This window comes from Blastococcus sp. CT_GayMR20 (assembly GCF_004570345.1).
On record NZ_SPQM01000050.1, the window covers coordinates 13,286 to 32,795 of the forward strand.

At 73.0% G+C, this 19,510-nt stretch carries 17 protein-coding genes and 1 pseudogene; 12 read left to right on the forward strand and 6 right to left on the reverse strand.

The window, feature by feature from the left end; all coding sequences use genetic code 11:
* The first annotated feature begins 207 nt into the window (after positions 1 to 207).
* The 3 genes from E4P40_RS13310 (at position 208) to E4P40_RS13320 (ending at position 3,016) form a co-directional block, all read left to right on the forward strand.
* Positions 208 to 984: an MBL fold metallo-hydrolase gene (locus tag E4P40_RS13310; protein ID WP_245160320.1), complete on the forward strand. Its 777-nt coding sequence runs from the start codon at positions 208 to 210 to the stop codon at positions 982 to 984.
* 70 nt (positions 985 to 1,054) lie between these two features.
* Complete coding sequence (locus E4P40_RS13315; RefSeq protein ID WP_135159042.1) at positions 1,055 to 1,894, forward strand: DUF817 domain-containing protein; 840 nt, start codon at positions 1,055 to 1,057, stop codon at positions 1,892 to 1,894.
* Positions 1,895 to 1,936: 42 nt separating this feature from the next.
* The gene (locus E4P40_RS13320) at positions 1,937 to 3,016 is read left to right on the forward strand and encodes a DUF3616 domain-containing protein (protein ID WP_135159043.1); all 1,080 of its coding nucleotides are present in this window, start codon (positions 1,937 to 1,939) and stop codon (positions 3,014 to 3,016) included.
* A gap of 6 nt (positions 3,017 to 3,022) precedes the next feature.
* On the opposite strand, the gene E4P40_RS13325 is transcribed toward E4P40_RS13320, so the two are convergent.
* From E4P40_RS13325 to E4P40_RS13335, 3 genes are all read right to left on the reverse strand, one after another.
* The gene (locus tag E4P40_RS13325; protein ID WP_135159044.1) at positions 3,023 to 5,941 is read right to left on the reverse strand and encodes a wax ester/triacylglycerol synthase family O-acyltransferase; all 2,919 of its coding nucleotides are present in this window, start codon (positions 5,939 to 5,941) and stop codon (positions 3,023 to 3,025) included.
* A complete protein-coding gene (locus E4P40_RS13330) occupies positions 5,938 to 8,193 on the reverse strand; it encodes a glycerol-3-phosphate 1-O-acyltransferase (protein WP_209305301.1) in 2,256 nt (751 codons plus the stop codon). Before E4P40_RS13330 ends, E4P40_RS13325 begins: the two co-directional genes overlap by 4 nt.
* A gap of 147 nt (positions 8,194 to 8,340) precedes the next feature.
* Positions 8,341 to 10,434, reverse strand: a complete 2,094-nt coding sequence (locus E4P40_RS13335; protein WP_135159045.1) for a M14 family zinc carboxypeptidase — start codon at positions 10,432 to 10,434, stop codon at positions 8,341 to 8,343.
* Positions 10,435 to 10,570: 136 nt separating this feature from the next.
* Here E4P40_RS13335 and E4P40_RS28105 point away from each other — a divergent pair, with 136 nt between their 5' ends.
* Positions 10,571 to 10,738: a hypothetical protein gene (locus tag E4P40_RS28105; RefSeq protein ID WP_167762223.1), complete on the forward strand. Its 168-nt coding sequence runs from the start codon at positions 10,571 to 10,573 to the stop codon at positions 10,736 to 10,738.
* Between the two features lies 1 nt (position 10,739).
* On the opposite strand, the gene E4P40_RS13340 is transcribed toward E4P40_RS28105, so the two are convergent.
* Together E4P40_RS13340 and E4P40_RS13345 are read right to left on the reverse strand one after the other, a co-directional pair.
* Positions 10,740 to 11,585 carry a hypothetical protein gene (locus E4P40_RS13340; RefSeq protein ID WP_135159046.1) on the reverse strand — a complete coding sequence of 282 codons (846 nt, stop codon included), beginning with the start codon at positions 11,583 to 11,585 and terminating at the stop codon, positions 10,740 to 10,742.
* 92 nt (positions 11,586 to 11,677) lie between these two features.
* On the reverse strand, positions 11,678 to 11,845 hold the full coding sequence (locus E4P40_RS13345) for a hypothetical protein (RefSeq protein WP_209305302.1): 168 nt from the start codon (positions 11,843 to 11,845) through the stop codon (positions 11,678 to 11,680).
* A gap of 326 nt (positions 11,846 to 12,171) precedes the next feature.
* Between E4P40_RS13345 and E4P40_RS28975 the strand changes: the two genes are divergently transcribed.
* The 8 genes from E4P40_RS28975 to E4P40_RS13385 all read left to right on the forward strand — a co-directional run bounded on the left by E4P40_RS28975 (position 12,172) and on the right by E4P40_RS13385 (position 19,333).
* The gene (locus E4P40_RS28975; protein ID WP_135159048.1) at positions 12,172 to 13,071 is read left to right on the forward strand and encodes a hypothetical protein; all 900 of its coding nucleotides are present in this window, start codon (positions 12,172 to 12,174) and stop codon (positions 13,069 to 13,071) included.
* Between the two features lie 35 nt (positions 13,072 to 13,106).
* Positions 13,107 to 14,000, forward strand: coding sequence for a hypothetical protein (locus E4P40_RS13355; protein ID WP_209305304.1), 894 nt, complete (start codon positions 13,107 to 13,109; stop codon positions 13,998 to 14,000).
* A 47-nt stretch (positions 14,001 to 14,047) separates the two neighbouring features.
* Entirely contained in the window at positions 14,048 to 15,079 is a 1,032-nt protein-coding gene (mgrA, locus tag E4P40_RS13360) for an L-glyceraldehyde 3-phosphate reductase (protein WP_135159050.1), read from the forward strand.
* Entirely contained in the window at positions 15,076 to 16,251 is a 1,176-nt protein-coding gene (locus E4P40_RS13365; RefSeq protein ID WP_209305305.1) for a glycerate kinase, read from the forward strand. Before mgrA ends, E4P40_RS13365 begins: the two co-directional genes overlap by 4 nt.
* Before the next feature lie 81 nt (positions 16,252 to 16,332).
* Entirely contained in the window at positions 16,333 to 17,628 is a 1,296-nt protein-coding gene (locus E4P40_RS13370) for an alpha/beta hydrolase (RefSeq protein WP_135159051.1), read from the forward strand.
* Positions 17,629 to 17,674: 46 nt separating this feature from the next.
* Positions 17,675 to 18,553, forward strand: a complete 879-nt coding sequence (locus E4P40_RS13375; RefSeq protein WP_209305306.1) for a lysophospholipid acyltransferase family protein — start codon at positions 17,675 to 17,677, stop codon at positions 18,551 to 18,553.
* Positions 18,554 to 18,563: 10 nt separating this feature from the next.
* Positions 18,564 to 18,773 (forward strand): DUF4177 domain-containing protein, encoded by a 210-nt coding sequence (locus E4P40_RS13380; protein ID WP_135159052.1) that lies wholly within the window; start codon positions 18,564 to 18,566, stop codon positions 18,771 to 18,773.
* Positions 18,770 to 19,333, forward strand: coding sequence for a DUF4334 domain-containing protein (locus E4P40_RS13385; RefSeq protein WP_245160321.1), 564 nt, complete (start codon positions 18,770 to 18,772; stop codon positions 19,331 to 19,333). Before E4P40_RS13380 ends, E4P40_RS13385 begins: the two co-directional genes overlap by 4 nt.
* 3 nt (positions 19,334 to 19,336) lie before the next feature.
* On the opposite strand, the pseudogene E4P40_RS28980 reads toward E4P40_RS13385, so the two are convergent.
* Positions 19,337 to 19,510: pseudogene (locus E4P40_RS28980) on the reverse strand (heat-shock protein HtpX); the annotation flags it as partial.

Consider the following 19,510-nt stretch of genomic DNA (forward strand, 5'->3'; position numbering starts at 1 on the left):
CCGAACGACACCGGCGCCCCGGTCCCGCGATCCGCGGGGCCGGGTCGCCGGTCGTTTCCGCACAGCCCTGGGCCTTCCTCGGAGGAGCGACGCGACGGCGCGGACTGCACCGGAGCCCCCACGGCCGTCCCGCTCGTCATGGGCATGCCGGATGCCGAGTGGTTCGAGGCGGCAGAACGGGCGCAGGTGGTTCTCGGTGGATGCGTGATGGATCGCGGGCCGCAGCCGGAGTGGGCCTGCCCATCTGTCGGCTTCCACGTGCGTGACACGGTCGACGAGGAGACCGCCACGATGCGGATCACGGCGGTCATCGAGCCCCCGATGACCGCCGTCGGACGCATCTCGGGCGCATCGGTGCCGGGCGGCGTCGGTGGTCGATGCAGGTCGGTTGCTAGCGTCCGCCAGGTGGCCGAGCTGGAGCGAACCGCACGCGTCGACGTCCTGGTCGAGGGCTACGTGCGCATGCCGCACGTCGCGGGCACGGTGAGCCTCGTCCGCGACGCCGACCGGGTCGTCATCGTCGACCCGGGCATGGTGGCCGACCGCGACCTCATCCTCCGCCCGCTCGCCGAGCTGGGTGTCCGCCCCGAGGACGTGACCGACGTCGTCGTCAGCCACCACCACCTCGACCACACCCTCAACGTCGCGCTCTTCCCCGTGGTCCCGGTGCACGACTTCCAGTCCGTGATCGAGGGCCACACGTTCATCCGCCGGCCCGCCGACGGGGTGCAGCTCTCGCCGAGCATCCGGCTGCTCGCCACACCCGGGCACACGCCGCAGGACATCACCACGCTCGTCGGCACCCCCGACGACGTCATGGCGCTCACGCACCTGTGGTGGACGGAGCAGGGGCCCGCCGACGACCCGTACTGCACCGACCGGGAACTCCTGCGGCAGCAGCGGGAGCGGGTCCTCGACGTCGCCACGCTGATCGTCTGCGCGCACGGACCCGCCTTCCGGCCGAACGGGTCCACGCCCCGCTGAGGCCCCGGCACCGACACGCGTGCCCGTCGGTGCCCCGGACCCCCGCCGCTGCTCATCTAGCCTGTCGCGGATGAAACAGCTGCTGCGGTTCGCCTGGGTCGAGGCGCAGTGCTGCCTGTTCGCCGTCCTCTTCTTCCTCGGCCTGGCCCTCGTCCGGGTCGTGCCGCTCCCGATCGATCCGGCCGACGCGCTGCTCCTCTGGTGCCTCGGGGTCACGCTCGTCCTGTGGCTGGTCCGCTGGGAGACCGGCCGCGAGGTCGCCGTCATCTTCGGCTTCCACCTCGTCGGGCTCGCGCTCGAACTGTTCAAGGTCGCGCAGGGGTCGTGGTCCTATCCCGACACCGGTCTGGCCACCGTCGGCGGTGTGCCGCTCTACAGCGGCTTCATGTACGCCGCCGTCGGCAGCTACGTCTGCCAGGCGTGGCGCAGGCTGGAGCTCCGGATCACGGGCTACCGCGCCTGGACCACCGCCGGCGTGGCCGCCCTCATCTACCTGAACTTCTTCACCTCGCACGTGACGGCGGACGTGCGCGTCGTCCTGGCGCTGGCCCTCCTCCTCGTGACGCGGCGGACCTGGGTCCACTTCACCGTCGGCCGGCACCGGTACGCGATGCCGCTCGCGCTGTCCTTCGTCCTCATCGGCTTCTTCCTCTGGGCCGCGGAGAACGCAGCGACCCTGCTGAGGGCCTGGCAGTACCCGTCGCAGGAGTCCGTGTGGACGCTCGTCCACGCCGCCAAGCTCGGGTCGTGGTCCCTGCTCGTCGTCGTCAGCATCGTCCTGGTCGCGGCGGTCAAGGCGTACGAGGGCAAGCTCTACGGGAGCCCTGCCGAGCGGACGGTCCTGCGCGCGTACGAGGCCCCGCCGGAGCTGCTGGCCCAGCGGCCGGTACCCGTTCCCTCCGGCACGTAGCGGGACGAGCCGCCGCCCCTGCTCCGGTGCCAGGGTGGTGCCGTGCCTGTCGAACGCACGGTCCGCCTGCACTTCGAGGAGTCGGCGCGGGCGGCCGGCACCCACACCAACCTCTCGGCCGTCCGCGGCGACGGCGCCGCTCTGTGGGTTGCGGGCGACGAGACCGCCACGGTGGAGCGACTGCTCGCCGACGATCCGGGGGAACCCCGCCGCTTCGCCCAGCAGGCGAGCTTCCACCTCGCCGACTACGTGCCGCTGCCCGCCGTCTCCCCGGACGAGGACGACGCGAGGGAGGAGGCCGACATCGAGGGCCTGGCGCGGCACGGCCTGTTCCTCTGGGCGGTCGGGTCGCACAGCCTGCGCCGCAGGCAGATCAAGGCCAAGCACACCGGGGAGAAGGCCTTCCGCCGGCTGGCCCGGGTCAGCGGCCAGCGGAACCGTCAGCTGCTGCTCCGGTTCCCGGTCACCGCCGTGGACGGGGTGCCGACCATCGTGCGGGAGCTGGATCTGGACGGCGTCCACCATCGGGCAGCCTCGTTCGGTGCCCACGGGACCGACCTGCGGGAGCTCCTGGCCGCCGACGAGCACCTCGGCCCGTTCCTCCCGCTGCCGGGCAAGGACAACGGCCTGGACGTCGAGGGCATCGCCGTCGCCGGACCGCGGGTGTACCTCGGCCTGCGCGGTCCGGTCCTGCGTGGCTGGGCGATGGTCCTGGAGCTGCGGCCCGAGGTCGACCCCGACGCCCCCGACCAGCTGCGGCTCCCGCGCTTCGACGACGGCCGCCGCTACCGCAAGCACGTCCTGAACCTCCAGGGTCTGGGCATCCGCGACCTGTGCCCGCACGGGGACGACCTGCTGGTCCTGGCCGGCCCCACCATGGAGCTGGACGGGCCGGTGCACGTCTTCCGCTGGCACGGAGCACTCCGCGCCGACCAGCCCCAGGTGGTGCGCGACGACGTGCTCACGCGGGAGCTGTCCCTGCCCTACGGCGAGGGCGACGACCACGCGGAGGGCATCGGACTGGTGGGGGCGGCCGACCTGCTCGTGGTGTACGACAGCCCGTCCCCGGCGCGGCTGACCGACGACGGGGACGTCCTCGCCGACGTCGTCCGGCTGCCGTGAGGCACGTCAGCCGGCCAGCGCCACCACCTCGTCCAGACCCGCCTGCAGGTCGGCCACCAGTCCCTCCGGGTCGGTGACCGCGGCGGCGTCGACGTTGATGCCGATGCAGCACCGGTCCTCGTGCGAGAGCAGCGTGATCATCGCCGCGCAGCCCGGCAGCGGGCCGAACGGGTACATGCGCACGATCCGGGACCCCGCGATGTAGACGGGGTGCGAGACCCCCGGCATGTTGGACACCTGGATGTCGTTGGCGCTGGTCAGCCGGCCCGAGACGGCGCCGATGACAGACGCCGGCAGCCAGTGCAGCGCGGGTCCGACCAGCTCGTCGAGGACGCCGGACCCGCTCTCGTTGCGCGCCGAAAGCACGAACTCGCGGATCGCCGTGATGCGGGTGGCGGGGTCGGGCTCCGCCAGGGAGGCGGGCAGGCGAGCGCCGGTGAACCGGTTCCCGCCCTGCGGGTCGTCCTGCGCCCGGAGGCTGATCGGGATGCCCAGCGTCAGCGTCTCCGCGGGTGCGCCGAGCCGTTCGTGGTACCGCCGGAAACCGCCCACCACGGCGGCGAGGAAGCCGTCGTTGAGCGAGCCACCGGCCGCCTTCGACCCGGCCTTGAGGTCGGCGAGCGGCACTTCCAGCACCTCGAAGTGCCAACCGCCGCCCCGCGGGGTCAGCAGCGCCGAGCCGCCCTGCGGGGATCCGAGGGTCGTGGTGGCCGACCGGGCGGCCTCCAGTGCGTGGGTGGCCGCCTCCCAGGGACGCCGGAGACTGCCCAGCGCGCCGACGCCCCGGCGCAGCACGGCCAGGGGAGCGGCCTTCGCCGTTCCGACGAGCTGCTCGGTCAGCACGCCCACCCGGGATGCGTCGTCCGGGAGCGGGACGGGCGGCTCCGGGCGAGACGGGTCGTGCTCGGCGGTCCGGCTGTGCAGCTTGCTCATCAGCTGGACGGCGCCCAGCCCGTCGGTGGTGCTGTGGTGGGTCTTGACGACGTAGCCGGCGCGCCCGTCCTCGAGGCCCTCGACGAACAGCACCTCCCACAGGGGGCGGTCACGGTCGAGCGGGGCGGCGGCGAACTCCCCGACGACGTCCAGCAGCTGACGCATGGACCCCGGGGCGTCGAGCTGTACCCGCCGCAGGTGCCGGTCGAGGTCGAGCTCGGCCACCGTCACCCAGCGTGGCGCCCCCACCCCGAGCGCCGGTTCCACCACCCGCTGGCGCATGCGCGGCACCATCCGGGAGGCCCACTCGTGGGCCCCGCGCAGCCGCTCCCAGTCCGGTGCCGGGTCGAGGATCTCCAGGAGGGTGACGTTGCTGCGCAGCCGCGGGTCGGCCACCTCCGCGCGCCACATCGCCGTCTCCAGCGGGTTCATCTCCGGAGAGATGCCCCAGTCCAGCGGCGCGGCCGGCGGCGGCGCCGCGCTCCCGTCGTCCTCGCTCGCCTCGGTGACCTCGACCGGTCGTTGGCTGCGTCCCGACCAGTGGGCCAGGTTCTCCAGGTACTGCCCGCGGACCTCGGCCACCTTCTCGCCGAGGTCGGCGACGGTCCACCCCTCGGTGGGGATCGGCGGCAGGACGCGCACCTGCACGGTGCCGGACTGGATCGTCGTCGCGCCCCGCCACATCAGCTCCCCGGCGTTCCGGATGACGATCGGCACGATCGGCACTCCGGCCTGCATCGCGACGTGGAAGGCCCCCTTCTTGAAGTTCCCGAGGGACGGCGTCGCCGAGCGGGTGCCCTCCGGGGCGATCACCAGCGAGATGCCCTCGCGCAGCCGCTGCACCGCCGGTTCGAGCGCCTGGCGCGCCTTGGCCGGATCGCCGCGGTCGATGAATGCGACGTCGGCCAGCCGGAAGGCCAGCCCGAAGCCGGGCGTGTTGGCCAGCTCCTTCTTGGCCACGGCGGTGAACCCGCCGCGCAGCAGCTTGGCGAGAATCAGCACGTCGAGCTGGCTCTGGTGGTTGAACAGGTAGACGGCCGGCCGGGTCGCGAGGTGCTCCGCGCCCTGGACGTCGAGCCGGACGCCGGCCAGCGCGCTGCCGAGCTCGCCGGCGAGGGTGATCCCGAGGTCGACGGCCTCGCGCCGCGACCCGCTGAGCGCGCCGACGGCGACGCCGGCGGCAAAACCGCCCAGCAGGCCGCCGATGCCGGCCGCCGTCCGGGCGAGCTCGGTCGGACCGCCCCTGCCGCGCGGCCGGAACCGGGCGATCGGCCAGGAGTAGTGGCGGGCTGCCGAGGCCAGCCCGCGGCCGGGGTTGAGCGCCCGCGCACGGCCCACGGTGCGGAGGAACGGGACGTCCTCGTCCCCGTTGGAGTAGGCGAAGCTCTGCGCGAGGTCGATGCCGTGCTCCTGGGCGAAGGAGCGCACGGCGGTCGCCTTGCCAGCCCGCCACAGCAGCGGGCCGCCCGGGCGGCCGGTGCAGATGCCCTCGTCGATCTCCACCGGCGACACCAGGATGTGCTCCACACCCATGGCCCGCGCCGCCGGCTCGACCTGGAAGCGGGTCGCCGAGGAGGCCAGGACGACGGTGTGGCCGGCCTGCAGGTGAGCGGTCACCAGCCGCCACGCCTCCGGGTACAGCGATCCGGCGATGCCCTGCACGAACAGCCGCTCGCCGAGCTCGACCAGCTCGTCCTCGCTGCGCCCGGCCCAGGCCTTCATGCCGGCGACGGTGAACCGCTCGAAGTCCTCCTCGGTCGTGACCCCGCGCAGGCCGGTGAGCAGCAGCTGCCCGAGGTCGGCCGGCGTGACGTGCAGCGAGCGCAGGTGGTGCCCGGCGAAGGCGGCCAGGGAGTAGCCGTCGATGACCGTGCCGTCGAAGTCGAAGAAGGCACCCACGCGCCGCCCGCGGGGTGCCGCCTCGACGTCGGCCAGGAGCTGCTCCTCGGTCCACGTCGCCGTCCGGGGGACCGCTTCCTCGTCCGTGCTCACGGCTCCACTCCCACGATCTCCCGCCGCGAGGCGGCGTCCAGTTCGTCGATGACGGCGACCCGGCCGACGACGTCCCTCACCTGGGCGGCCCACTCCTGCCGGCGGCGGGCGACGTCCTCCCGGCCCGGGTCGACCAGGTCGAGGTTGCCCGCCAGCTGCAGCGCCGTGGTGAACAGCTCCCGGGACAGCGACTCCGGGCCGTGCAGCCGGCCCTGCAGGAGCATCTGCTGGGCGACCCCGCCGCACTCGGCGAGGAAGTCGGCCTCCACCAGCGGTGTCCGGGGATCGCGCGCCGCCAGCCGCTCGGCCACCACCAGTTGTGCGTCGACGAACGAGCGCAGCACCCGGTGCGCCACCAGCAGCGGCGCCTGGCACAGCACCTCGCGGCCGTCGGCGGTCTCCCACTCCGGGTGGAGCCGCTCCAGCTCGGCGCCGATGCGTTCCCGGAAGGCGTCGCGCTCGGGGAAGAAGAACTCGAACTTCAGCTGGTCGCGCAGCCGCATGGCCTCGTCCCAGCGGTCGACGGGGTCCCGCAGCAGGACCAGCTCGGCGATGGCGCGGTCGACGAAGTGGTGGATGGCGCTGTTGCGGTAGAACGCGGCCACCAGGTGCTGACCGCGCTCGATGGCGTGGACCGGCTCCTCGCCGCCGTCGAACACCGTGACCACGCCCTGCGCGGCCAGGGTGGCGAGGACCGAGCGCGTCCCGCGGAACGTCGTCAGCGCCGCGCCCGAGTGCGGCAGTTCGCGCTCGTCGAGGAAGGTGAGCAGCGGCTCGACCACGCGCCGCACCTGCGCGAGCGTCAGCGCCCGGTCCCGGACACCGAGGAGCGCCAGGGTGACCAGAGCCGTCGCCGTGGCCGGTGTGACCGAGTTGATCCCGACGGCCACCTGGAAGGCGACCTTCTGCAGGGTGAGCCGCCGCGAGTCGGGATCGGTCGCGTCGGCCCCCGCGCGCAACGCCGTCGCGAGCGACAAGGGCTCGGCGAAGGCGACGTGCACCGTGCCCAGCGGCGTGCTGACCTGCTCCCGCGCGTAGGTGGCCAGCCACGAGAGCCCCTCGCCGCGCTTGGCGGCGCCGCCCTGCTCGGCGGCCATCAGGGACACCTCGCGCAGTTGGTCGTAGGTGATCGACACGGGGACGAGGAGGACGTCGTCGACCCGGCCGCGCTCGACGGCGTCGGCGACGTAGCGCAGCAGCCCGTGCCGGGGCGGGCGGAGCTTCCCGGTCCGGGAACGGCCGCCCTCCATGTACCACTCGAGGTTGAACCGCTTGCTCAGCAGGAAGGCGAAGTACTCGCGGACCGCGAGCTTGTAGACCTGGTCGTCGCCGAAGCTGCGCCGGATGAAGACGATCCCGGCGCGCTTGGCCAGGGGCCCGACCGGCCAGAAGCGCAGGTTGTCCCCGCCGAGCACGTGGTTGCGCGGGAAGTCGTGCTGCGCGAGAACGTCGGCCAGGACGAGGGGGTCGACGTAGGAACGGTGGCTGGGCAGGAAGACCAGTGAGTGCCGGCGGTTGAGCTCGCGCAGCCGCTCCAGCCCCTCGGTGTCGGCCTGCACGTCCCACGCCCGGGAGTGCAGGGGGCGGAACACCCCCGTGAAGACCTCGACGGCGGCGGGGTCGACGGCCGCCACGAGCCCGTCGAGAGCGGCGAGGGCCCGGGCGTGCACCTCGTCCTCGGGGCATTCCAGCCGCCCGGCCAGGGCGGTCAGCTCGCGGCGGAACTCGGGGCTCGCCTCGATCGCCTCCACGACCTGCCGCGGCACCTTCACGCGCTCGCCGACCACGCCGCGCTCGGCCCGGTCCAGGGCCAGCGCCGCCTGGTGGGCGACGAAGTCGCACAGCTGCCCGGTGCCCTCCCAGCGCCCGGTCAGCTCGCCGAGCGTGGCGGGCTCGGCGAGCACCACGCGCGCGCGGTCGGGGTCCCGGCGCAGGGTCCTCCGCTGCAGCGGTCCCGGGGGACGGCGGCGCAGCGACGGCACGGCCGCCGACCACCGGCCTCTCCGCCGTCCGGCCTCCTCGTGCCCGGCCGGCCTGCGCGCCACCCAGGCCACGCGGACCGCGGTCACGACCGTGTCCGGGCCGGCGTCGGCCAGCGGACCCGCGAGCGCGTCACCGCGGAGCGGCAGCACCGTCGCCGGCCCGTCGCCCGCCTCGGTCAGGGCGCTCCGGACCAGCCGCCGCTCCGTCTCGCTCGACGCGTCGACCAGCACGATCAGGGAGGCGTCATTGCCCACCTGGAGTCCGGTCACGTGTGCCCACCTCTCCTCGGGGAGCCGAACCTCCCACAGAACATGGGTCATGGTGGCCGTCACCGCGACCCGACCCCACACCGGATCGACGGCGGACTCGGACGGGACGCCGGACCGGGGTCCGGCGTCCCGTCCGTCGTTCGCGGGTCAGCGCCGTCCGCAGGCCGTCAGGTCGACCCGGAGCTGCTGGCCGCGGTCGACCACGACCGGCACGGTCTGCACGACCTGACCGTTCCGCTCGCAGGTCAGCGTCCAGTTCTCCACCAGCCCGGGGACGGTGCTGGTCTCGGCGTCGAACAGCGCGGCCGTCAGCGTCCAGTTCGGGGTCACCGAGGCGAAGTTGATCACCCGCAGGACGTAGGTGCCCTGGGCCGGGTCCTGCAGCAGCACCCGCTCCTTCTCGGCGACGGCGTTGCCCGAGCTGCCGGCCTCCGTCAGGGAGCCGTCGGCGTTCTTCCGGTAGACCTCGAGGTCCAGATCGTCCGGAGTCGGCCAGTCGAGCTCGATCTCGAGCAGGTCGACGGTCCGGTCCACGGTGAACTCCTGGTCGGTGAAGCGGAGCGGAGCGGTGGTCCCGGTCCAGCTCTCCTCCCGCACCGGGTCGCCGGACACCGTCTCGACCTGCCGGTCCTTCACGACCGGCCGGGTCGAGGGGTTGACGTGCCAGGTGTACCGGCCGTCGCGGCCGACGGTCATCGTGGTGTCGAGGGAGTCCTGGATCGAGCCGTCCCAGGTCGGGGTGGCGAAGGTCTTCCGCAGCCGCAGGGTGGAGCCGGCCGGAGCCTTGCCGGTGAGCACCGAGTGCGTCGCCGGGTTCACGGCGTTCTCCAGCGCGAGCAGGAAGGCCTCGCGGTTGCCCTTGCCGGCGTACGGCCCGGCGCCGAGGTACTCGTCGACCACCTCGGGGAACGGCGGGTGGAACTCGTCCGGGCCGATCTCGAAGGTGTAGCCGAAGCCCCCGGTGGCGTTGTAGGACCAGTCCTCCACCGAGCCCGTGGTGTCGTAGAGCTCCCAGGCATGCTGGCTCGTGTAGCCGTTCTGGGCCGCCATCGAGTCACCGAGCGCCTTCAGCGCCGCCTCGTCGTACGGGTCGCCGAGCGGCACCCCCTCGCTGGAGGGCACGAGGTCCGGCGCCGCCCCGTTCGGCCGCAGTACCAGGTTGGAGAACGTGTGGTTGGTGACCAGCGTGGTCACCTGCCGGCCGCTGATCAATTCGCGGATGTTCTGGGTCTCCGGCTCCGAGAACGCGTCGGCCCCGCGGTAGGTCGGGTCGGCGAAGACGTCGGAGGCTCCGGGGCCGCCCCAGTAGCCGCCGTAGTTGCGGTTGAGGTCGACGCCGGTCCCGTAGCCGCCCGGGCTCGTCAGGCTCCCTGCCCGGCAGGTGCCGTCCGGCGTGTCCTGCCCGTCGACGAGGCGGCAGTTCTTGCGCTTGTAGGCGTTGCCCGGGGTGCCGAGGATCGTGCCCGTGCCGCCCCCGTCGATCTCGCGGAGGTCGACGAGCCCGCCGTCCGTGCGGGACAGCTCGAAGCCGTCGACGTTCAGCACCGGCACCACGACGACCCGGGAGCGGTTCACCAGGTCGGTGATCCGCGGGTCGGTGCCGTAGTTCTCGACCAGGTCGACGGCGAACTCCATCGCGTGCTCCCCGGACGGCCATTCGCGGGCGTGGTGCACGCCGAGCATGAGGAACACCGGCAGCCCGCGCTCCGGGCCGGTCACGTCCCGGCCGATCTCGACGCCGTTGATCTGCCTCCCGTCCAGGGACGGGTGCGGCAGGGAGAACGACTTCACCAGGCCGGGATGGGCGCTCGCGAGCGCGGCCATGTCGGCGTCGTAGTCGGCCAGCGTGCGGTAGGTGTCCCGGCCGGACGGGAGGGGAGAGCTGACGGTGCTCGCCGCATACGCGGCATTGACCTGGTTGTTCTCCGCTTCGCGGGCCAGCAGGTCGGGGATGCGGACGTCGTAGCCCAGCCCGGCGGCGAGGAGTGCGGTCGCGTCCTCGGCGGTGTGCAGCACCACCTCGACGTAGTCCTGGCCGGCGTGCTCGGTGAGGTCGAGACCGAGCGTCTGGAGCAGCTCCTTGTCGGCCCGGCTCGGGGTGTCGACGGTGACCAGCTGCGGCCGGAACACGTCGGGTGCCGCCACGGCCGGCGTGGTGGGACCGGTGGCGGTCAGGCCGACCAGCACGGTCGTCGCGATGCCGCAGACGGCGACATGACGACGGAGGGACGAACGCTGCATGGGGCACTCCGGGGCTCGGCAGGGGGTGCGTCGTTGTTGATCACCCCAACGACCGCCCGCCGGGGAGGTGACGCGCCGTTCGCCGGCTCGGAGTTCCGGCCTGGACACCGGGACGCCGCCGCGCGACGCTTCGCCCATGACCGAGAGCCCCTACGCGATCCCCGAGGACGAGCTGGTCACGAGCGCCCGTGTGCCCATCGCCGAGCAGGTGGAGGTGCAGTCCGAGCCCCGTCCTGATTCCGGCGGCTGGACCGGTCCGAACCCCCTCGGCGACGGCATGGGTGGCGACGCGGACGGCGAATGACTCACCGGGGGAGTGGCGCCGCCCCGATCGGCACCGGACGGGTCGTCACCCGGGCCACGAGCGCCGCACCCACCGACAGCGCGCCGAGCAGGAACCCGCCGAACCACACCCAGGTCGCGACGGCCTCGACGGGGAACAACTCGGTGTACGCAAGCGAGACGGCCAACGTGCCGGCCTCCAGGACGAACAGTGCCGGGAGCAGCACCCCGACGTCCGGCCACACCCGGCGGTCGGCATAGGCACCCGCGCAGAACGCGACCGTGAGGAAGGGGCTGCTGTAGGCCTGGACGACGCCCGACGTGACGGGCCAGGGCCACGCGTCCACCATCAGGTCGGGCATCAGGAACATGAGCAGCCCGAGGACGCCGAACACCAGGGCGTGCGCGAGGAGCACCCCACGGACCCAGCCCACGGTCGCGACCTCGGAGTGCTCCGGCTCCCGGCGCCCGCGCCTGGTCCACAGGAATGCCAGCGCCACCAGCGGATAGACCACGTACGAGGCGGTCCAGACCCAGACCGGCACCAGCGTGAAGTCGAACGCCTCGAGGTTGCGGACCGTCACCAGGAACAGGACACCGGTGAAGATCGCGATGCCGCCCATCGCCGGCCGGACCGACCTGGCCCGGCGAGCGAGGAGGGCGGTGAACAGGAAGACCGCACCGAACAGGTAGAGCGTGGCGACGAACCGCGCATGCAGAGGTGGCAGTTCCGCCCAGGTGAAGGCCGCGTCCATGCGTTCGGGCGCCAGGTAGCCGAGCACCGCGACGAAGGTCGCGGCCAGACAGACGACTCCGTAGAAGACCCGCTCCGGAGTCGGGATCCCCGAGGTACGTGCCGCGTTCGTCATGGCGTCGTCCCTTCGCCACGAGAGGCTAGCGCCGACGCGGCGCGACCGGTGGGTCCTCGATCGTCGCGGAACCGCGGGCCAGACCTACGGGCTCAGCGACGGCCCGGGATCTCGGCGTGCCGCTTGTTCCAGCCGAGCGCGGCCGTGACGACGAAGAACAGGACGCCGACGACGGCCAGCCAGAACAGCCCCTTCACCACCGCGCCGATGACGGTGATGACCAGCCAGACGACGAGCAGCAGACCGAGTAGGCGCAGCACGGGGACCTCCATGCATCGACGGCTGGACACCTCCAGCCTAGGCCGCATCGACGCGCGGTCCAGCCCCTGATGGCCCGTCCCTCGCGGTCGCGGGCCGCCTCGGTGACACAACGCGACCGGGTGAGGCGAAAGACCGTTGTGGCCCTGCAGCGCCGTCCCTACCGTGGATGGGCACCGCACGTCGATGCCCCACCGCGGCAGCAGCCCCGCATCGCCGGTACCGACGCAACCGAGGTGGCCCGTTGCGCCTCAGAAGCGGGGTCACCGTGTCCCAGCTGCAAGGTCGTCCCACCGTCAGAGCCGACTGTGGCGGTTCCGTCGTCCGGGTGCTGCTCGCCCTGCTCTCGCTGATGGCCGCCCTGCTGCTGGCCGCCTGTGGCTCCTCATCGGGTGGTGGTTCGGACCCCTCGGAGGCGGCCGACCGCGAGACGTCGGCGGACGGCGGTACCGGCGGCGGTTCCTCGGGCGGCCGATCGCCGTCGGAAGGCTCGTCCGGCGAGAGCTCGGCGGATCAGGGGTCGCTCGAGACGGAGGCGGCCGAGGCGCCAGAACTCGAGGGAACCGGTCCCGAGGCGCCGGGCCAGGCGCAGGCCGCGCAGCCGTCGATCAACGTGGCCGGGATGCCGATCGGCGGCGGGAACGGAGCAGACGGCTCCGCCGAGCAGTGCGTCGACGTGAGCTTCCTCGGGGACGACCCGATCCCGCGAGGTGTCCGGATCACGATCACCGACGGCTCGGTGCACGACGTGAACGACGGCTCGCTGCTGAGCGATGTGGCCCGGCTCGGCGGCGGGTGCGGTGGGAACCCGTCCTGCAGAGGTTTCGTCTTCACCGCCGAGAACGACGAGGCCGGCGCCACGTGCGCCTTCCTCGTCACGGCAACGCGGCCGCCGGCCGCTGGGGACCCGAACTACGACGACCTGGCCGTGAGGCTCGTCGTCGGCGGCACCGTGACCTGCCCCGTCGGCGCGGACGCGCTGTGCGAGGACCTCAGGGGACGGCTGGAGGCGGAGGCCGATGACGATCCGCTCGGATTCAGCATCCCGGTCGCGAGGACGGAGCCGTCGACCGAGGAGGAGTCGACCGAGCAGGAGTCCACGGAGCAGGGGTCGACCGAGCAGGAGTCCACGGAGCAGGAGTCCACGGAGCAGGGGTCGACCGAGCAGGAGTCCACGGAGCAGGAGTCCACGGAGGACGAGTCGACCACCGACACCGGTCAGAACTGACCGCGATGGCGGAGGAGCCTTCGACCCTGAGCCGGGTGGGCAGCTTCGTCAGTTCCGCCGCCTCCGTCGTGGCGCCGATCAGCGTGCTGACCGCGCTGCTCTTCTACTTCGGCTACGCCTCCTCGCGTGCCCAGTACGAGTACTTCGGCATCGACGTCGACACCATCGGCCTGAGCACCCAGGACTACGTCATGCGCAGCCCGCAGTCGCTGCTCACGCCGCTGCTCGGCCTGCTGCTGCTCGGCGTCGTGGGGGCGACGGTCCACGAGTTCGTCCGGCGGCGGGTCTCCGCGGCCCGGCTCATCTCCAGCGGCCCCGACGAGGAGGCGGCCGGGGGTGCGCGACGGCGGCTGGCGCGCACCCGCCGCATGGCGCACGTCGTCATCTGGGCCGGCTGGACGCTGCTGGCCGCCGGCGTGCTGCTCGTGATGACGTACACGGCCCTGCAGGACTGGGACTTCTACGCGCTGGTGACGCCGGTGTGCCTGGGAGTGGGCGCCGCCCTCGCCCTCTACGGGCGGGGCGTCGTCCGGTTGGTCGACCACGAGGACCGGTCCCGGCGCCCCGCGACGATCCCGCTCGCCCTCGTCCTGGCCACGAGCGTCTTCTGGGCGACGGCGACGCTGGCGGAGTTCTCCGGCAGGGGGACGGCGCGCGACGCGGCGACGCACATGGAGCGCTTCCCGAGCGTCATCCTCGACACCAAGGAACGCCTGCACCTGACCTCGCCGGGCATCAAGGAGAGCGTGCTGCCGTCGTTCCCGGGGCAGACCTTCCTGTACCGCTACCGCGGCCTCCACCTGCTCATCGAGGGGGGTGACCGCCTCTTCCTCGTGCCGTCGGAGTGGTCGGCGAGCAACTCGACCCTGGTCGTCGAGATGGACGGGTCGGTGCGCCTGCAGTTCCGGTTCGTGAACTCGCCGCCCTGAGCCGCCCGCTTGTGCGTCGAGGTCACCCACCAGGAACGATGCCGTGCATGGCCTTCCGCGCAGCCGACGACCGCTACGACTCCATGACCTACCGGCGCACCGGTCGCAGCGGGCTGGACCTGCCCGCGATCAGCCTCGGCCTGTGGCACAACTTCGGCGACGACGTCCCCTTCGACCGGCAGCGGGCGATCCTGCGCCGGGCCTTCGACCTGGGCATCACGCACTTCGACCTGGCCAACAACTACGGCCCGCCCTACGGGTCGGCCGAGACCAACTTCGGCCGGCACATGGCCGACGACTTCGCGCCCTACCGCGACGAGCTGGTCATCTCCACGAAGGCGGGCTACGACATGTGGCCCGGCCCGTACGGCCAGGGCGGCGGGGGCCGCAAGTACATGCTCGCCAGCCTCGACCAGTCGCTCACGCGGATGCGCCTGGACCACGTCGACATCTTCTACAGCCACCGTCCGGACCCGACGACGCCGCTCGAGGAGACGATGGGGGCGCTGGACTCCGCCGTCCGGGCCGGGAAGGCGGTCTACGCCGGCATCTCCTCCTACTCGCCGCAGGACACGGCGAAGGCCGCGGCGATCCTGACCGACCTCGGGACGCCGCTGCTCATCCACCAGCCGTCCTACTCGATGCTCAACCGCTGGATCGAGAACGAGGGCCTGCTCGACACCCTCGAGGAGGTCGGCGCCGGCTGCATCGCCTTCTCGCCGCTCGCCCAGGGCATGCTCACGAACAAGTACCTCAACGGCGTCCCGGAGGGGTCCCGCGCGAGCCAGGACAAGTCGCTGTCGACCGAGCTCCTCAGCGAGGAGGCCCTGGGCCGCATCCGCACGCTCAACGACATCGCGCAGAACCGGGGTCAGAGCCTGGCCCAGATGGCCCTGGCCTGGGCGCTGCGCGACCCGCGGGTGACGACCGTGCTCGTCGGGGCGAGCAGCGTCACCCAGCTCGAGCAGAACGTCGGAGCACTGGGCAATCTCGCGTTCAACGACGACGAGCTGTGGTCGATCGACGAGTACGCCGTCGACAGCGGTATCGACCTCTGGGAGGGGCCCCGCACCGCGTGACCGGGGATCGCCCCTTCCCGCTGGTCGTGGTCGCCCCCGACACGTTCAAGGGGTCCCTGACCGCTGCCGAGGCCGCCGCCGCCCTGGCCCGTGGCCTGCGGCGCCGACTGCCCGGCGTGCGCGTCGTCGAGCACCCGATCGCCGACGGCGGCGAGGGCTCGGTGGAGATGGTCCTCCGGCACGGGTTCCGACCGGTGTCGTGCGAGGTCCACGGCCCCACGGGCGAGCCCGTCGCGGCGACGTACGCGCTGCTCGGGGACACCGCGCTCGTCGAGATGGCCGAGGCGGCGGGCCTCGGGCTGCTTCCCGAGGGAGGTCCGGACGACCGCACCGCCCGGACGGCGTCCACCTACGGGGTCGGTGAACTCGTGCGCGACGCGCTGGACAAGGGGGCTCGCCGGATCGTGCTCGCCGTCGGTGGCAGCGCCACGACGGACGGCGGCGCCGGCATGGCGGCGGCCCTCGGCGCACGCACGTGGACGGCATCCGGGCCGGTGCGGCCGGTGGGCGGAGCCCACCTGATCGACGTCGAACGCCTCGACGTCGACGGCCTGGACGCCCGGCTCCCGGACGCCGCCGTGGTCGTGGCGTGCGACGTCGACAATCCGTTGACCGGTCCGTCGGGCGCTGCCGCCGTGTACGGCCCGCAGAAGGGTGCGACCGCGGAGACCGTCGCGCTGCTGGACCGGGCGCTGAACCACTGGGCGGACCTCGTGACCGCATCCACGGGCCGCGATCTGCGCGGCCTCCCCGGGGCGGGCGCCGCGGGCGGCCTCGGGTTCGGGGCCGCGTCCCTCCTGGGGGCCGAGGTGCGCTCCGGCATCGACACGCTGCTCGAGCTCAGCGGCTTCGCGCGCACGGTCGCCGGCGCCGACCTGGTGATCGTGGGAGAGGGTTCCCTGGACGAGCAGAGCCTCCACGGCAAGGGGCCGATCGGTGTGGCCACCGCTGCGGCACGGGCCGGCGCCCGCGTCGTCGCCGTCGCCGGGCGCAGCACCGTGCCCCTCGACCGGCTGCGCGCGGTCGGGATCGACGACGTCCACACCCTCAGCGAGCTCGAGCCCGATACCGGGCGCAGCATGCGGCAGGCCGCGGACCTGCTCGAGACCATCGCCGAACGGATCGCAGCCGCATGGCTGCGCGACGGGACCGAGCGGCCCCCGGCACCCTGACCGACGAGGCCGGATCCGGCGGTTGCCGGGGGTCGCCGGACGGGCGAGGGTGTGAGTCCGGCGGCAACCAGGAGGACGGCGATGCGCGCAGACGAGATCCGGGACACCTCGAAGCTGGCACGGCTGACCCTGCGGGGCAGCACGAGCCGCATCCACGAGGTGCACCGGGGCATCGCCGACCGGGCGTTCCGGGCGGTGGGACCGGCCGGCCGGCCGGTCCAGGCCGTCCACGACGCGATCGCCGACCTGAGCTACTCCGGTGTGCGGCTCGCCCTCGGTGCGGGCGCCCGGGTCGCCGGTGAGGCCGCAGCCCTGAAGGCCAGCGGCCGCGCCCTCGACGGCGAGCCGGCCGGCCGGGTGGCGCAGGCGATCCTCAACGGCGCACACGGCGACCTGGTCCGGCGCGAGGCGCCGTCCCTGGCCCTCGACATGACCGTCCGGGTGGCCGGGCGCGCGGTGCCCGCCGAGCCGGCGGCCCTGCGCGCGGCGTTCCCCGGCGCGACCGGCCGGATCGCGGTCTTCCTCCACGGTCTCACCGAGACCGAGGTCTCCTGGTGCTACGGCGCGGAGCGGCGCGGAACACCCGGCCTCACCTACGGCACCCAGCTGCAGGAGGACCTCGGGCTCACGCCGGTCCACCTGCGCTACAACACCGGCCTGCACATCTCGGAGAACGGCCGGGCGCTCGACGCGCTGCTGGCCGCGCTGGTCGACGCCTGGCCGCACGAGGTGCAGGACGTCGTCCTGATCGGGCACTCGATGGGCGGCCTGGTCGCCCGCAGCGCGCTGCACCAGGCCGGGGGCGGGACGGCGGAGGCGCACGCCTGGACGCACCTCGTCCGCGACACCGTCACCCTCGGCTCGCCGCACCTCGGCGCACCGCTCGAGCGCGGCGTCCACCGCCTGACCGCCCAGCTGGCGCGGCTGCCCGAGACCCGGCCGCTGGCCCGGCTGCTGGCCCTGCGCAGCGTCGGCATCAAGGACCTCCGTCACGGCACTCTCGTCGAGGCGGACTGGACCGACCGGGACCTCGACGCGCTCGATCGTGGGCCGCACACCCACGTGCCGCTGCACGACGGCGCCCGGCACTTCGTCGTCCTCGCGACCCTGACCCGGGACCCGTCGGCGCGCGCGGCCGACCTGCTCGGCGACCTGCTGGTCCCACCGCGCAGTGCCAGCGGCGACACGGGGGACGACGACCGGCTGGCCTTCCCGCCCGATCACGTGCACCGCCTCGGGGGTCTGCACCACTTCGACCTGCTCAACCACCCGCGCGTCTACGAGCAGATCCGCAGCTGGCTGGTCGACCGGCCCGAGGGGCCCCGCCCGGCCGCTCCGGACGGTTCGGGAACGGATCCGTCCGCGCGCAGGTCGTGACCTGCGGCGATCCTCTGCGTTGATCATTGCGGAGGAAGGAGGTCACGTGTCCGACGGCGCCGAGCAGGAGCAGAACCTGATCCAGCGGATCATCAACTGGCGCGTGGGTGCGGCCATGGAGCCGCAGCCGCCGAACGAGACGGTGATGAAGCTGCAGCAGCCCCTCGTCGATCTGGTGGAGAAGTACTACTTCCGGGTCGAGGTCGACGGGTGGGAGCGGGTGCCCGACCGCACCTGCCTGGTCATCGGGGTGCACTCGGGCGGCGCGCTGACCATGGACGCCTGGTCGCTGGTCAACGCCTGGCAGAAGCACTTCGAGGGCAAGCGGTTCCTGCACGGGACGGCGCACGACGTCCTCATGGCCGCGCCCGGGCTCGGCGACTACTTCCGCGCCGTCGGCGTCATCGCCGCCAACCGGACGAGCGTCGGTGCGGCGCTGGCCCGGGGCGAGGACGTCGTCGTCTGGCCCGGCGGGGAGGTCGACGCGATGCGCAGCTGGCGCAAGCGCGACGTCGCCACCCTGGGCGGGCGGAAGGGGTTCGTGAGGCAGGCGATCCGCTCCGGCGTGCCGATCCTGCCGGTGGCGACCGTCGGCGGGCACGACACCGTCTTCGTCCTCTCCGAGGGCAAGTGGCTGGCCAACGCCCTCGACAAGGTCACCGGGCTGAAGAAGACGCTGCGCGGCGCGAACCTCCCGATCATCGCCGGCTTCCCCTTCCCGATCGCGATCGAGGTGCTGCCGGCGCACGTCCCGCTGCCGGCCAAGATCCGCACCGAACTGCTCGACCCGATCGAGGTCGACGACGACCCCGACCGCGCCGACGACGACGCCTACGTGCAGAAGATCTACGACCAGGTGGCCGCGGACATCCAGGCCGGGATGGACCGGCTGGCGGCCAAGCGGACCCTGCCGGTCCTGGGCTGAGGGAGGGCTGATGGCGACGCGTTACCAGTACAAGGTCGAGGAGCTCCGCGAGGGGATGATCGGCGGGAAGATGTCCGGCGGAAAGCTGGAGAAGGTCCTCAACGAGCACGCCCGGGAGGGCTGGCAGCTCAAGGCGATCACCTCGGTGGAGGTGAAGGGCCGGATCGGCCCGGGCGGGGTCGAGGGTGTCCTGATCACCTTCGAGCGTCCGGTCCCGTGACGACGGCGATCCCGGCGACCGCGGAGGGGTGGCTGGCCGAGCACCGGGACGGCGCGACCCCTGGCGAGGCGCTGGAGTTCTTCGACTCGCTGCCCGCTGTGGCTCTCGACGAGATGATCGGCCGGTGGCGGGGCAGCGGCCTGCACACGGGGTCGCCGCTGGACGGGCTGCTCGAGGCCTACGGCTGGTACGGCAAGCAGTTCACCGGCGTGGAGTCGGTGCACCCGCTGCTGTTCAGCACCCGCGGCGGCCCGCGGCCGGTGGACCCCGCGTGGATCCCGCTGGGCCTGCTCCGCGACTATGCGGGCCTGGCGAAGTTCCGACCGCTGCGGACGGCGTTCGGCGGGATCCGGCCGCTGCTCTACACGAACCAGCCGAAGGCCCGCCTGCGCACCGTGCACCACCGCGGGGTGGCCACCGCCGCCATGGTCTACGACGCCCTGCCGATCATCGACGTCTTCCGGCGGGTGAGCGCCGACGTCCTGCTCGCAGCCATGGACATGCGCGGGCTGGCGGCGCCGTTCTTCTTCGTGCTCTCCCGGGACGACACGGAGGGTTGACGGTCAGGCGGTCGGCACCTGCAGGTCGGCGAGAAGAGTGCGGATCCGCCCCTCGATCTCGTCGCGGATCGGCCGGACGGACTCCACGCCCTTGCCGGCTGGGTCCTCGAGCTGCCAGTCGAGGTAGCGCTTGCCCGGGAAGATGGGGCAGGCGTCGCCGCAGCCCATCGTGATGAC